Source organism: Pseudomonas sp. NPDC087185, assembly GCF_044744955.1.
GTDB lineage: Bacteria > Pseudomonadota > Gammaproteobacteria > Pseudomonadales > Pseudomonadaceae > Aquipseudomonas.
The window spans coordinates 185,601-197,659 of the sequence record NZ_JBIUZK010000005.1; the positions used below are offsets into that span (position 1 = coordinate 185,601).

A 12,059-nucleotide genomic window follows, 5' to 3' on the forward strand; every position below is an offset into this window, starting at 1 on the left:
CGACCCTGCTCACGCTTGACGGAGGCGTAAGTCTAAAGAGCGCTACCCCCAGCGGCAAGCAAAGGCTTGCCGCCAGGAACAACAGGGGTCAGATCATCCGCCACAGTTCTTGTGGCATGCCGGCGTAGGCCGCCAGCGGTGGCATGACGAACGACTGGATCACCTGGATCGCCAGGAAGGCAAAGATCGGCGAAATGTCCATGCCGCCCAGGTTCGGCACGAGGCGGCGGAACGGCGCCAGCACCGGCTCGCTGATCTGGTAGGCCAGTTCTGCCGCCGGGTTGTGGCTCCCGGGCGCGACCCAGGAAACGATCACCATGACGATCATCGCCACCCAGAAAATTTTCAGGAACAGCGAGGTGATCCCGATGATTGCCCACATCAGCAGGTGCAGGGCGTCGCCGAAGGTGCCATAGGTGACCATCAGCACGAAGCCCATCAGCAGCGCCTGAATGACCACCGCCAGCAGCAGCGACGAAGTGTCCAGGCCGCCGACGCTAGGGATGATGCGGCGGATAGGCTTTAGCAGCGGCTGGGTGGCGCGAACGGCGAACTGGCACAGCGGGTTGTAGAAGTTGGCTTTTACCAGCTGCAACACAAAGCGCAGCAGGACGATCACCAGGTACAGGCTGACCAGGGTTTGCACCACGAAGATCGCGGCGCCGGACAGTGCATTCATCTGAAGCTCCTTATTTGCCCAATTGCTCGGCCAGCTCGGCGGAACGCGTCGCCGCCGCGGCCAGTGCCTGCTCGACAATGGCTTCGAAACCGTTGGCCTGGAAAGACTTGATTGCCGCCTCGGTGGTGCCGGCCGGCGATGTGACGCGGCGGCGCAGCTCGGCCGCGTCGACATCACTGGCCACCGCCATGTGCGCGGCGCCCAGCGCGGTCTGCAGGGTCAGCTGAGAGGCGGTTTCGCGTGGCAGGCCGAGTTTCTCGCCAGCGGCGGTCATCGCTTCGATCAGCAAGAAGAAATACGCCGGGCCGCTGCCGGAGACAGCGGTAACGGCATCGAGCTGTTGTTCCTGCTCCAGCCACAGGGCGGTGCCGACAGCCGACAGCAGCTGCTCGGCCTGCTCGCGCTGGGCCCCGGATACCTCGGCAGTGGCATACAGGCCACTGACGCCCTGGCGCAGCAGTGCCGGGGTGTTGGGCATGCAGCGCACCACAGGGCGGGCGCCGAGCCAGGCCTGCAGGCTGGCACAGGTAATGCCGGCGGCGATGGAGACGATCAGCTGGCCTTCTTGCAGGTTTGCCTGCAGAGCCTCGCAGACGGCCTTCATCACCTGCGGCTTGACCGCCAGGACGATCACGTCGGCCCCGGCGATGGCCTGGGCATTGTCTTCGAACACCTCGATACCGTGTTCGCCCTGGACGCGGGTGCGGGTCTCGGCGCCTGGGTCGCTGGCGCGGATCTGCGTGGCGTCCACGCCTTGCGCGCGCAGGCCGCCGATCAGGCTGGCAGCCATGTTGCCGGCGCCGATGAAGGCAATACGTGTCTTGCTCATGTCAGGTCCTTGAGGGAAAGAGTGAGTAAAGCATGGAATCAGACGGGCCCGTAGTTGCGCGCACCGAACAGGGCGGTGCCGATGCGTACCCAGGTCGCGCCCTGTGCAATGGCGGCTTCCAGGTCGTGGCTCATGCCCATGGACAGGGTGTCCAGGCCAAGATCCAGGCCCTCCTGCAACTGGCGCAGGGTGGCAAAGGCGGCCTCTTGTTCGGCGCGGTCTTCGCTGGGTTCGGGAATTGCCATCAGCCCGCGCAGGCGCAGGTTGGGCAATGCGGCCACGGCATGGGCCAGTGCTGGCAGGTCGGCCGGGGCACAGCCTGACTTGCTGTCTTCACCGCTGACGTTCACCTGCAGGCAGATGTTCAGCGGCGCCAGGCCCTGAGGGCGCTGTTCGGACAGGCGTTGGGCGATCTTCAGGCGGTCCACGGAATGTACCCAGTCGAAATGCTCGGCAATGGCTTTGGTCTTGTTCGACTGAATGGGGCCGATGAAGTGCCAGATCAAGGGCAGGTCGCGCAGTTCGTCCTGTTTGCCCAGGGCTTCCTGCAGGTAGTTCTCGCCGACATCGCGCACGCCTGCAGCATGGATTTCGCGGATGGCACTGGCCGGCTTGGTCTTGCTCACCGCCAGCAGCTGAACGCTGGCCGGGTCGCGCCCGACGGCCTGGGCGGCGCTGTCGATGCGGGCGGCGAGGGCGGAAAGGTTGTCTGCTATGGTGGACATGGATCGATGCCGTCGGCTTTGGGGTCTGCGGCATTCTACCTGCTTGATGGCCGTTGGGGAGTCTCATGGACGTGACCGACCTGTTGGCCCGGGCTGGCGATGCAGGGGCAAGTGACCTGCACCTAGCCGCGGGCGAAATACCGATGCTGCGCGTGGATGGCGAGCTGTGTCGCCTGGACCTGCCGCGCCTGATGCCGGCCTCGTTGTTCGATAGCCTGGCGCCGCTGCTCGATGACAGCCAGCGCCAGCAATGGGCGCGAGGTGATGAGCAGGACCTGGCCTTGGCGTTACCCTCCCTTGGCCGCTTTCGCCTTAACCTGTTCCGCCAGTTGAATGGCCCGGCGGCAAGCTTCCGCCTGATTCCGAACCGCATCGCGACGCTCGATGAACTCGACCTTGAAGAAGTGTTTCGAGCTGTTGCGCAGTGCACCGATGGCCTGATTCTGGTTGGCGGCCCCACAGGCAGCGGCAAATCCAGCACGCTGGCGACGCTGATCGATCAACTCAATTGTCAGCGTTGCGCGCACATCGTCACGCTTGAGGACCCTGTCGAAGTTATCCACAGCAGCCAGCGTAGCCTCGTCAACCAACGTGAGATCGGTCGGCATTGTCGCGATTTTTCCCAGGGGCTGCGCAGTGCGCTGCGCCAGGACCCGGACGTGATCATGATTGGCGAATTACGCGACCTGGAGACGATTCGCCTGGCACTGCGCGCGGCGGAAACCGGGCATCTGGTGCTGGCCACGGTGCATACGCGCTCGGCGGCGGGCAGTATCGACCGTTTGGTGGAAGTGTTTGCCGCTGAAGAGAAGCCGCTGGTGCGGGCGATGTTGGCGGAGTCGCTGCGCATGGTGGTGGCGCAGGTGCTGGTCAAGCGTGTGGGCGGTGGGCGAGTGGCTGCCAGGGAGGTGCTGGTAGCGACGCCTGCTGTGCGTAACCTGATCCGCGAGGGGCGGATGGCGCAGCTGTGCTCGGTCATGCAGACGGGCGCGGCGGAGGGGATGCGGACGATGGAGGGGGCGCTGCGGGAGCTACAAGACAGGGGTGTGATCAGGGCTTTGTAGCACCTGTGCTGGCCTCTTCGCGGGCTTGCCCGCGAAGAGGCCCGAATTATCAGCGCTTGGCCAGGGCCAACTGCTGCTGTTCTTTCGGCAACACCCGCTTGGCCACCACATAGTGCTTCTGCCAGTAAGGCTTGCTCAGGTTGTCGATGCTCACCCGCTTGCCGCGGCGCGGTGCGTGGATGAAGCGGTCGTTGCCCAAGTAGATGGCAACGTGGTTGACCCGGCGGCTCTTGATATTGAAGAAGATCAGGTCGCCCGGCTTGAGGTCGCCTTTGGCCACTTTCACGCCGTGGCCCTGGGCCATCGCATTGGAGGTGCGGGGCAGGTCGACATCGGCTACGTCGTTGAAGGCGTATTTGACCAGCCCGCTGCAGTCGAAGCCTTTTTTCGGGCTGCTACCGCCCCAAACATAAGGTGTGCCGAGCACATTGACGGCGCGGCTGAGCACATCGCTGCTCTGCTTCGGCGACATGGCCGCGACAGGCAGGTTGTGGCCCTTGGCAGCATGGCTCGGGCGTGCGCGCAGCGTGTTGTGCTTGCTGGGCGCGTGTTTCACCGAGGCATTGGTGGTATAGCCGGTGAAACCGTTGGGTAGACGTTGCTCACGGTTGGTGGCGTGGGCGGCCAGGGGCAATAATAGGCAGAGGGTCAGCCATGTCTTGAACAAAGGCGGCATAGATGAAGCTCTTGTGAAGTTTTGATTTTGGTTTTGGTGTTGGCGCGCAACTTTATAACAGCTTTTTGATCAATTTTTGATCCGTTGGTCGATTGTCATGCTGCCGTACGTCGGCCTTCGCCACAAAAGTCACATTTTTTTTAGAAAATTTTTGGATAACCCACAGGGGCTACGAATGAACAGTTATGAACATGGGGTGCCGCTTCACGATACCCACAGCAAGGTCATCGGCTATCTGCTGTGGATTTTCGGCTTCACCGGTTCGCACCGTTTCTACTACGGCAAACCGATTACCGGGACCATCTGGTTCTTCACCCTGGGCCTGCTCGGTATCGGCTGGCTGATCGACCTGTTCTTGATCCCGGCAATGGATCGGGAGGCCGACATGCGGTTCCATTCCGGGCGCATCGATTACAACATCGCCTGGATCCTGCTGACCTTCCTCGGCATCTTTGGCGCGCACCGCCTGTACCAGGGCAAATGGATCACCGCGATCATTTACTTCTTCACCGGCGGGTTGTTCCTGGTGGGTGTGCTGTACGATTTCTGGACGCTGAACGGTCAGGTTTCCCAGGCCAACGCCGAGCGCCGCTAAGGTACAAAAAAGGCCTTGTCGCGCTGGGCGGCAAGGCCTTTCTGGTTATTGGCGGGTCTGTCGCTGCTGCAACAGCAGGTTGCTGAACCCTGCCCCTGCCAGCTGCTTCTGCGCCCCGGTCAGCTGTTCACGGTTGCTGAACGGGCCGACCAGCACGCGGTACCAGGTTTCATCCTTGACCGTGCCCGACTCCACCTTCACCGCCTGGCCGAGCAGGATGATCTGCGCGCGTACCTTGTCGGCATCGGCTTGCTTGCGGAACGAGCCGGCCTGCAGGAAGAACTGCGTGGTCGCCGCCGGTTTGAGCACCGGTGGCGCCGGTGGTGGCGTCTGCCCCAGCAGCGCGGCCTGGGCGCGCGCCGTGTCGATCTTCGCCGCTTCGGCTGGCGTCACCGGGGTCACCGGTTGCGCAGGCACAGGTGGCGTCTTCTCAGGCACGGCCTCAGGCGGCACGATCACTTCCGACTCCGGCAGCAAGGTATAGAAGTCGTACTTCGGCTTCACCGGTTGCTGTGTGGTGGCAGGCGTCGACTTGCTGGCCTCGGCCACCTTCTCCGGCTTCTGCTGTTCGGGCTTGGTGCGCTTGATGTCGCCACCACCGGGTTCGAGCTTCATCAGGAAGACGATGAACGCGCCGACGGTCAGCCCGACCGCCAACCACACCCAGCCGGGGATCGGCTGTTTGGCCGGTGCCTGGGTGCGGCTGGCGCCGCGCTTGGGTGCGGGTTTTTTCTTGGCGGCCAACTTACATGCGCTCCAGGGTTTCCAGGCCGAGCAGTTCCAGACCTTGTTTGAGGGTGCGACCGGTCAGGGCAGCCAGGCGTAGACGGCTCTGCTGCTGTTCCGGCGTTTCGGCGGCGAGGATCGGGCAGTTCTCGTAGAAGCTGGAGAACAGGCCGGCCAGGTCGTACAGGTAGCTGCACAGCACGTGCGGCGTACCCTTTTCCGCGACGCTGTTGAGCGTTTCACCGAACTGCGCCAGGCGTGCCGCCAGGTCCTGTTCGTGGGCGGCCTGCAGGACGATGTTGCCTTCAACCTCGTCGAAGCCCTTGCCCAGCTTGCGGAACACGCCGGCCACACGGGTGTAGGCGTACAGCAGGTACGGCGCGGTGTTGCCTTCGAAGTTGAGCATCAGCTCGAAGTTGAAGCTGTAGTCGCTGGTGCGGTGCTTGGACAGGTCGGCGTACTTCACCGCGCCGATGCCCACCACTTCACCGATCTTGCGCAGTTCGTCTTCGGCCAGGCTCGGGTTCTTCTCCTTGACCAGCGCGTAGGCGCGCTCCTTGGCCTCGGTGAGCAGGTCGATCAGCTTCACGGTGCCGCCGTCACGGGTCTTGAACGGGCGGCCATCGGCGCCGTTCATGGTGCCGAAGCCCATGTGTTCCATCTGCATCGGGTGGCCGACGAAGCCAGCGCGGCGCGCCACTTCAAACACTTGGTTGAAGTGCAGGGCCTGGCGCTGGTCGACGAAGTACAGCGCACGGTCGGCCTTCAGCACGTTGCTGCGGTAGCGTACGGCCGCCAGGTCGGTGGTGGCGTACAAGTAGCCGCCGTCGGCCTTCTGCACGATCACCGGCAGCGGCTCGCCTTCACTGTTCTTGAATTCGTCGAGGAACACGCACTGCGCGCCCTGGTCCTCGACCAGCAGGCCCTTGGCCTTGAGGTCGGCTACCACGTTGGCGAGGTCGGCGTTGTAGGCGCTTTCGCCCATCACGTCGGCCATGGTCAGTTTGACGTTGAGCAGTTCGTAGGTCTTCTGGCAGTGCGACAGCGAGATGTCCTTGAAGCGCGTCCACAGCGCCAGGCACTCAGGGTCGCCGGCCTGCAGCTTGACCACCAGGCCACGGGCGCGGGTGGCGAATTCTTCGGATTCGTCGAAGCGCTTCTTCGCCGCGCGGTAGAAGTTCTCCAGGTCCGACAGTTCGTCGCTGGTGATCGGGTTTTCCTGCAGGTAGGCCATCAACATGCCGAACTGGGTGCCCCAGTCGCCGACGTGGTTCTGGCGGATGACGTTGTCACCCAGGAACTCCAGCACGCGCGCGACGCTGTCACCGATGATGGTCGAGCGCAGATGGCCGACGTGCATCTCCTTGGCCAGGTTCGGCGCCGACATGTCGATCACCACCTTTTCGCTCGGGCCGGCCTTGCGCACACCCAGGTGACCGTCGGCCAGGGCGGCGTCCAGGCGGCTGGCCAGGGCGTCGGTGTTCTGGAAGAAGTTCAGGAAGCCGGGCCCGGCGATCTCGACCTTGCTGATGTCGGCGCTGGCCGGCAGGGCATCGATCAGCTTTTCGGCCAGGTCGCGCGGCTTCATGCCGGCCGGCTTGGCCAGCATCATGGCGATGTTGCTGGCGAAGTCGCCGTGGGTCTTGTCCCGGGCGTTTTCCACCTGGATCGCCGGCGCCAGCCCTTCAGGCAGCACACCTTCGGTGACGAGTTGGGTGAGGGCTTGTTGGATCAGCTGGCGAATGGTGTCTTTCATGGGGATCTCTTTTCGACCGCTAGCGCGGTGGGGCGCCTGGGTGCGCAGGTGGAAAAACTGGGCATTATCCGTTGCCGAGGCCGGGTTGCCAACCTTTGGGCGGCATGCTCAATAAAGGTCGACGGGGTCGACATCCAGCGACCAACGAACTTGCCGCCCGCTTGGCAGTTGCTCCAACACTAGCAACCAGGCACTGATCAGTCGATGCAACGGTGCCCGGGTGTTGGCCTGGATCAACAGTTGTGCGCGGAAGCGCCCGGCCTTGCGCTCCATCGGAGCGGGCACCGGGCCCAACAGTTCAATCCCGGGCAAGCGCTGCTCGGCCACCAGCCGTTCCGCCGCGCTGCAGGCCTCGTCGAGGAAGCCTTCGGCCTGGCCTGGCTTGTGCGCTTCGGCACGCAGCAGGGCGAGGTGCGAATAGGGCGGCAGGCCGGCGGCGCGGCGCTCGTCCAGCGCCTGCTCGGCGAACGCAAAGTAGCCTTGCTCGGTCAGTTGCACCAGCAGCGGGTGGTCAGCCAGGTGGGTCTGGATCACCACCTTGCCGGGCTCTTCGGCCCGCCCGGCGCGCCCAGCCACTTGCACGATGAGTTGCGCCATGCGCTCGGTGGCGCGGAAATCGCCGGAAAACAGCCCGCCGTCGGCATCCAGGATGGCGACCAGGGTGACCCGCGGGAAGTGGTGCCCCTTTGCCAGCATTTGGGTGCCGACCAGGATGCTCGGCTGGCCGCGCTGGATGGTGCTGAAGAGGTTGTGCATGGCGTCTTTGCGCGCTGTGCTGTCGCGGTCCACGCGCAGGATCGGGTAATCGGGGAACAGCACCTTCAGGCGCTCCTCAGCGCGTTCGGTGCCCGCCCCTACCGGGCGCAGGTCGACGTGGTTGCACTTGGGGCACTGGTGCGGCAGGCGCTCGTCGTAACCGCAGTGGTGGCAGCGCAGCACGCCAGAGCGCTGGTGCACGGTCATGCGCGCATCGCAGCGCGGGCATTCCGAGAGCCAGCCGCAGTCGTGGCACAGCAAGGTCGGCGCAAAACCGCGACGGTTGAGGAATACCAGCACCTGCTGGCCGGCTTCCAAGGTCTGGCGGATGGCCTGCTGCAGCGGGCCGCTGATGCCGCTGTCCAGCGGCAGGCTTTTCACATCCAGGCGCATCATGCGCGGCGGGCGTGCGCCACCGGCGCGCTGGTTCATGCGTAGCAGGCGGTAGCGGCCGGTCAGGGCGTTGTGCAGGGTTTCCAGCGAAGGGGTGGCCGAGCCAAGCAGAATCGGGATGTTTTCCTGGTGGGCACGCACCAGCGCCAGGTCGCGGGCGTGGTAGCGCAGGCCCTCCTGCTGCTTATAGGAGCCGTCGTGCTCCTCGTCGATGATGATCAGGCCCGGGTTTTTCATCGGCGTGAACAGTGCCGAGCGCGTGCCGATGATGATATCGGCCTCGCCATCACGCGCCGCCAGCCAGGCGTCGAGGCGTTCGCGGTCATTGACCGCCGAGTGCAGCAGGGCGATGCGGGCGTTGAAGCGCTGTTCGAAGCGGGCCAGCGTCTGCGGGCCGAGGTTGATCTCGGGGATCAGCACCAGCGCCTGCTTGCCGGCTTCCAGGGTTTCGCGGATTAGTTGCAGGTACACCTCGGTCTTGCCGCTGCCGGTAACGCCAGCCAGGAGGAAGGCATTGAAACCGTCGAAGCCCTCGCGCACGGCATCGAAGGCTTCACGCTGTTCGTCGTTGAGCGGCAGTTCTGGCTGAGCCAGCCAGTGCTCATGGCGCTGCGCCGGCAGGTGGCGGCGCGTTTCGAGCCGGACCAGGTCCTTGGCCAGCAACAGGTCGAGGCTGTCTTTGTTCAGGTTGAGCTTGCTCAGCAGGCTGTGCGCCACGCCGTGCGGGTGCTGGGCCAGGGTCTTGAGGGCATCGCGCTGGCGCGGCGCACGGGCGATGCGCGGGTCTTCGAGGCGGGCGTCCGGGGCGACGTGCCAGAAGCGTTCCTGGCGCATCTCGGCCGGTTCGCCCTGGCGCAGCAGCGTGGGCAAGGCCCAACTCAGGGTGTCGCCAAGGCTGTGCTGGTAGTACTGGGCTGTCCACAGGCACAGCTTGAACAGCGACGCCGGCACCGGCGATACCGGGTCGAGCAGGGCGCTGGCCGGTTTGAGCTTGTCGGCAGGGACCTCGCTGTGGTCGCACACCTCGACCAGCACGCCGATCATCTCGCGGCGGCCGAATGGCACGCGGATGCGCATGCCCGGGGTGAGTGCCTGGCGCGCCATGCTCGCCGGCGCCCGGTAGTCGAACAGGCGACGCAGCGGGGAGGGCAGGGCAAGGCGCAGGATGACGTCGGACACGCGGAAGGTCTCGCAGGGCGTTTCAAAGACTGGCGAGCCTAGCAGACGACGGTCGGTGCAAGCGACAACTTGCGTTGGTGTGAAGCTCTGGTATTATTTGCCGCCTAATTACGTGCGGTATTCAACAATTGGTGTTGGGTGGCGGCACGCAGCTCGAGGAAGTGACCATGAAAGCTGATATTCATCCGAACTACGAAGCGGTTGCAGTGACTTGCAGCTGCGGCAACAAATTCGAAACGCGTTCGACCCTGGGCAACACCCTGGCGATCGACGTTTGCAACCTGTGCCACCCGTTCTACACCGGTAAGCAGAAAGTCCTGGACACCGGTGGTCGCGTACAGAAGTTCGCCGATCGCTTCGGTATGTTCGGTACCAAGAAGTAATCATGCGCATGGCGAACCCTTCGGGCTTCGCATTGTTGCTGAAAAAGGCGCCCCTTGTGGGCGCCTTTTTTGTGGGCGCGATCTGGCAGGCGTCGGCCCTGGCGTTCTGCCCGCTGCCAGGCAAGCCGCAGCAGGCGGCGGTGCGTCAGGTGGTGGATGGTGACACGCTGCGCCTGACTGACGGCCGCAGTGTGCGCATGATCGGCATCAACGCCCCGGAAATCGGGCGCAAGGGGCGTACCAGCGAGCCTTATGCCGAGGCTGCCAAACAGCGGCTGCAAGCGTTGGTCAAAGCCAGTGACGGCCGTGTAGGGCTGGTGCCGGGCATCGAGGGCAAGGACAAGTACGGGCGCACGCTGGCCAATATCTATGGCCGCAATGGCGACAATTTCGAGGCGCGCTTGCTCAGCGAGGGGCTTGGCTACCGTGTCGCGGTGGCGCCCAATATACGCCTGGTGGCTTGTCAGCAAGCTGCCGAGCAGGCGGCGCGCAAGGCCGGTGCCGGCCTCTGGCGTAGCTCCCCGGTGCTGCGCGCCAGCGAGGTCAGGCAGTCGGGGTTTGCGGTTATCGGTGGCAACATTCAGAGCATTGCACGCAATCGCGGCGGCATCTGGCTGGAGCTGGAAACTGACGTGGTGCTGCAGGTTCCCGCTCGTCTGCAACGCAACTTCCCCGCAGGCTTCTTCGATAACCTCAAGGGACGCCAGGTCGAGGCGCGCGGTTGGGTGCTGGATCGTTCCCGCAAGGGTGGGCTCAAGCCAGGGCAGCGACGCTGGGTGTTGCCAATAACCGATCCGAGCATGCTGGAGCGTGCTTCAGGCTGAAAAGATGTAGACATTTCGCTATTGGATTGTACACACTGATGGCTCCAATGCCACCGTGTGTTATAGCGTAAAGTCGTAGGCTAAAGGCCTTGACACAAGTGACCGGCCAGTCTTGTAGCTCCCCGGCTCTTTGCGTATCCTCGGCGGTCCGTCAGAACAGTAAATAGCGGAATGCCCACCATGTCAGACCTGAAAACCGCCGCTCTCGAATATCACGCTCAACCTCGTCCGGGGAAACTGAGCGTCGAGCTCTCCAAGCCCACCGCCACCGCCCGTGATCTCGCCCTGGCTTACAGCCCAGGCGTTGCAGAACCGGTGCGTGAAATCGGCCGTGATCCTGAGCTGGCTTACAAATACACCGGCAAGGGCAACCTGGTTGCGGTGATTTCCGATGGCACCGCCATCCTCGGTCTGGGTGACCTTGGCCCACTGGCGTCCAAGCCGGTCATGGAAGGCAAGGGTGTTCTGTTCAAGCGTTTTGCCGGTATCGACGTATTCGACATCGAAGTCGAGTCGGAAAGCCCACAGGCTTTCATCGACACCGTTCGCCGCATCTCGATCACCTTCGGTGGTATCAACCTCGAAGACATCAAGGCACCTGAGTGCTTCGAAATCGAGCGCACCCTGATCGAACAGTGCGACATTCCAGTATTCCACGATGACCAGCACGGCACCGCGATCGTTACCGCGGCCGGCATGATCAACGCCCTGGAAATCGCCGGCAAGAAGCTCGAGGACGCCAAGATCGTCTGCCTGGGTGCCGGCGCTGCCGCCATCTCCTGCATGAAGCTGCTGGTCAGCATGGGCGCCAAGGTCGAGAACATCTTCATGATCGACCGCAGCGGCGTGATCCACGCAGGCCGCGACGACCTGAACCAGTACAAGGCCCAGTTCGCCCACGCCACCGACAAGCGTACCCTGGCTGATGCCCTGGACGGTGCCGACGTGTTCGTTGGCCTGTCCGGCCCGAACCTGCTCAGCCCGGAAGGCCTGAAGTCGATGGCGGCCAACCCGATCGTGTTCGCCTGCTCGAACCCGGACCCGGAAATTTCGCCAGAGCTGGCTCACGCCACCCGCAGCGACGTGATCATGGCCACCGGTCGTTCCGACTACCCGAACCAGGTCAACAACGTACTGGGCTTCCCGTTCATCTTCCGTGGTGCCCTGGACGTTCGCGCCAAGCGCATCAACGAAGAAATGAAGATCGCCGCCGCCATCGCCCTGAAGGATCTGGCCAAGCTGCCGGTGCCTCAGGAAGTGTGCAAGGCCTACGGTGTTGATGCCCTGGAGTTCGGCCGTGAGTACATCATTCCGAAACCTCTGGACGCACGTCTGATCACCGTTGTTTCCGATGCCGTGGCCAAGGCCGCGATCGAATCCGGCGTGGCTACCCTGCCGTATCCGAAGCACTACCCGCTGAACAGCGTGGATGAAGTGTTCAACGGCTGATTCAGCCCGTAGCGACACAAAAAAG

12 protein-coding genes are annotated in these 12,059 nt (G+C 63.7%); 5 read left to right on the top strand and 7 right to left on the bottom strand.

Going from position 1 to position 12,059, the window contains the following annotated elements; genetic code table 11:
* Nucleotides 1–88: 88 nt before the first annotated feature.
* Genes ACIPIJ_RS18495 through ACIPIJ_RS18505 form a run of 3 tightly spaced genes read right to left on the bottom strand, consistent with a single transcriptional unit; the run spans nucleotide 89 to nucleotide 2,233 of the window.
* Nucleotides 89–679: a YggT family protein gene (locus ACIPIJ_RS18495; protein ID WP_401079285.1), complete on the bottom strand. Its 591-nt coding sequence runs from the start codon at nucleotides 677–679 to the stop codon at nucleotides 89–91.
* A gap of 10 nt (nucleotides 680–689) precedes the next feature.
* The gene (gene proC / locus ACIPIJ_RS18500) at nucleotides 690–1,508 is read right to left on the bottom strand and encodes a pyrroline-5-carboxylate reductase (protein WP_401079287.1); all 819 of its coding nucleotides are present in this window, start codon (nucleotides 1,506–1,508) and stop codon (nucleotides 690–692) included.
* Between the two features lie 38 nt (nucleotides 1,509–1,546).
* Entirely contained in the window at nucleotides 1,547–2,233 is a 687-nt protein-coding gene (locus ACIPIJ_RS18505; RefSeq protein WP_401079289.1) for a YggS family pyridoxal phosphate-dependent enzyme, read from the bottom strand.
* 65 nt (nucleotides 2,234–2,298) lie between these two features.
* Here ACIPIJ_RS18505 and ACIPIJ_RS18510 point away from each other — a divergent pair, with 65 nt between their 5' ends.
* Nucleotides 2,299–3,297 carry a type IV pilus twitching motility protein PilT gene (locus ACIPIJ_RS18510; RefSeq protein ID WP_401079291.1) on the top strand — a complete coding sequence of 333 codons (999 nt, stop codon included), beginning with the start codon at nucleotides 2,299–2,301 and terminating at the stop codon, nucleotides 3,295–3,297.
* Between the two features lie 49 nt (nucleotides 3,298–3,346).
* Here ACIPIJ_RS18510 and ACIPIJ_RS18515 read toward each other — a convergent pair whose 3' ends face one another.
* Nucleotides 3,347–3,973 (bottom strand): C40 family peptidase, encoded by a 627-nt coding sequence (locus ACIPIJ_RS18515; RefSeq protein ID WP_401079293.1) that lies wholly within the window; start codon nucleotides 3,971–3,973, stop codon nucleotides 3,347–3,349.
* A gap of 175 nt (nucleotides 3,974–4,148) precedes the next feature.
* Between ACIPIJ_RS18515 and ACIPIJ_RS18520 the strand changes: the two genes are divergently transcribed.
* Nucleotides 4,149–4,568: a TM2 domain-containing protein gene (locus ACIPIJ_RS18520; protein ID WP_401079295.1), complete on the top strand. Its 420-nt coding sequence runs from the start codon at nucleotides 4,149–4,151 to the stop codon at nucleotides 4,566–4,568.
* A gap of 45 nt (nucleotides 4,569–4,613) precedes the next feature.
* Here the strand turns inward: ACIPIJ_RS18520 and ACIPIJ_RS18525 are convergent, their stop codons facing one another.
* The 3 genes from ACIPIJ_RS18525 to ACIPIJ_RS18535 form a co-directional block, all read right to left on the bottom strand.
* A complete protein-coding gene (locus ACIPIJ_RS18525) occupies nucleotides 4,614–5,312 on the bottom strand; it encodes an SPOR domain-containing protein (protein WP_401079297.1) in 699 nt (232 codons plus the stop codon).
* 1 nt (nucleotide 5,313) lies between these two features.
* Nucleotides 5,314–7,050, bottom strand: coding sequence for an arginine--tRNA ligase (gene argS / locus ACIPIJ_RS18530; protein WP_401079299.1), 1,737 nt, complete (start codon nucleotides 7,048–7,050; stop codon nucleotides 5,314–5,316).
* A 108-nt stretch (nucleotides 7,051–7,158) separates the two neighbouring features.
* Entirely contained in the window at nucleotides 7,159–9,378 is a 2,220-nt protein-coding gene (locus tag ACIPIJ_RS18535) for a primosomal protein N' (protein ID WP_401079301.1), read from the bottom strand.
* 167 nt (nucleotides 9,379–9,545) lie between these two features.
* Here ACIPIJ_RS18535 and rpmE point away from each other — a divergent pair, with 167 nt between their 5' ends.
* From rpmE to ACIPIJ_RS18550, 3 genes are all read left to right on the top strand, one after another.
* A complete protein-coding gene (rpmE, locus tag ACIPIJ_RS18540; protein ID WP_054891182.1) occupies nucleotides 9,546–9,761 on the top strand; it encodes a 50S ribosomal protein L31 in 216 nt (71 codons plus the stop codon).
* A 2-nt stretch (nucleotides 9,762–9,763) separates the two neighbouring features.
* Nucleotides 9,764–10,585 carry a thermonuclease family protein gene (locus tag ACIPIJ_RS18545; protein ID WP_401079303.1) on the top strand — a complete coding sequence of 274 codons (822 nt, stop codon included), beginning with the start codon at nucleotides 9,764–9,766 and terminating at the stop codon, nucleotides 10,583–10,585.
* Between the two features lie 180 nt (nucleotides 10,586–10,765).
* On the top strand, nucleotides 10,766–12,034 hold the full coding sequence (locus ACIPIJ_RS18550; protein ID WP_401079305.1) for a malic enzyme-like NAD(P)-binding protein: 1,269 nt from the start codon (nucleotides 10,766–10,768) through the stop codon (nucleotides 12,032–12,034).
* The last annotated feature ends 25 nt before the right edge of the window (nucleotides 12,035–12,059 follow it).

Coding starts and splice junctions, on each gene's coding strand:
- rpmE (WP_054891182.1), top strand. CDS start 9,546: ATGAAAGCTGATATTCATCCGAACTACGAAGCGGTTGCAGTGACTTGC.
- proC (WP_401079287.1), bottom strand. CDS start 1,508: ATGAGCAAGACACGTATTGCCTTCATCGGCGCCGGCAACATGGCTGCC.
- ACIPIJ_RS18505 (WP_401079289.1), bottom strand. CDS start 2,233: ATGTCCACCATAGCAGACAACCTTTCCGCCCTCGCCGCCCGCATCGAC.
- ACIPIJ_RS18545 (WP_401079303.1), top strand. CDS start 9,764: ATGCGCATGGCGAACCCTTCGGGCTTCGCATTGTTGCTGAAAAAGGCG.
- ACIPIJ_RS18515 (WP_401079293.1), bottom strand. CDS start 3,973: ATGCCGCCTTTGTTCAAGACATGGCTGACCCTCTGCCTATTATTGCCC.
- ACIPIJ_RS18510 (WP_401079291.1), top strand. CDS start 2,299: ATGGACGTGACCGACCTGTTGGCCCGGGCTGGCGATGCAGGGGCAAGT.
- ACIPIJ_RS18495 (WP_401079285.1), bottom strand. CDS start 679: ATGAATGCACTGTCCGGCGCCGCGATCTTCGTGGTGCAAACCCTGGTC.
- ACIPIJ_RS18520 (WP_401079295.1), top strand. CDS start 4,149: ATGAACAGTTATGAACATGGGGTGCCGCTTCACGATACCCACAGCAAG.
- argS (WP_401079299.1), bottom strand. CDS start 7,050: ATGAAAGACACCATTCGCCAGCTGATCCAACAAGCCCTCACCCAACTC.
- ACIPIJ_RS18550 (WP_401079305.1), top strand. CDS start 10,766: ATGTCAGACCTGAAAACCGCCGCTCTCGAATATCACGCTCAACCTCGT.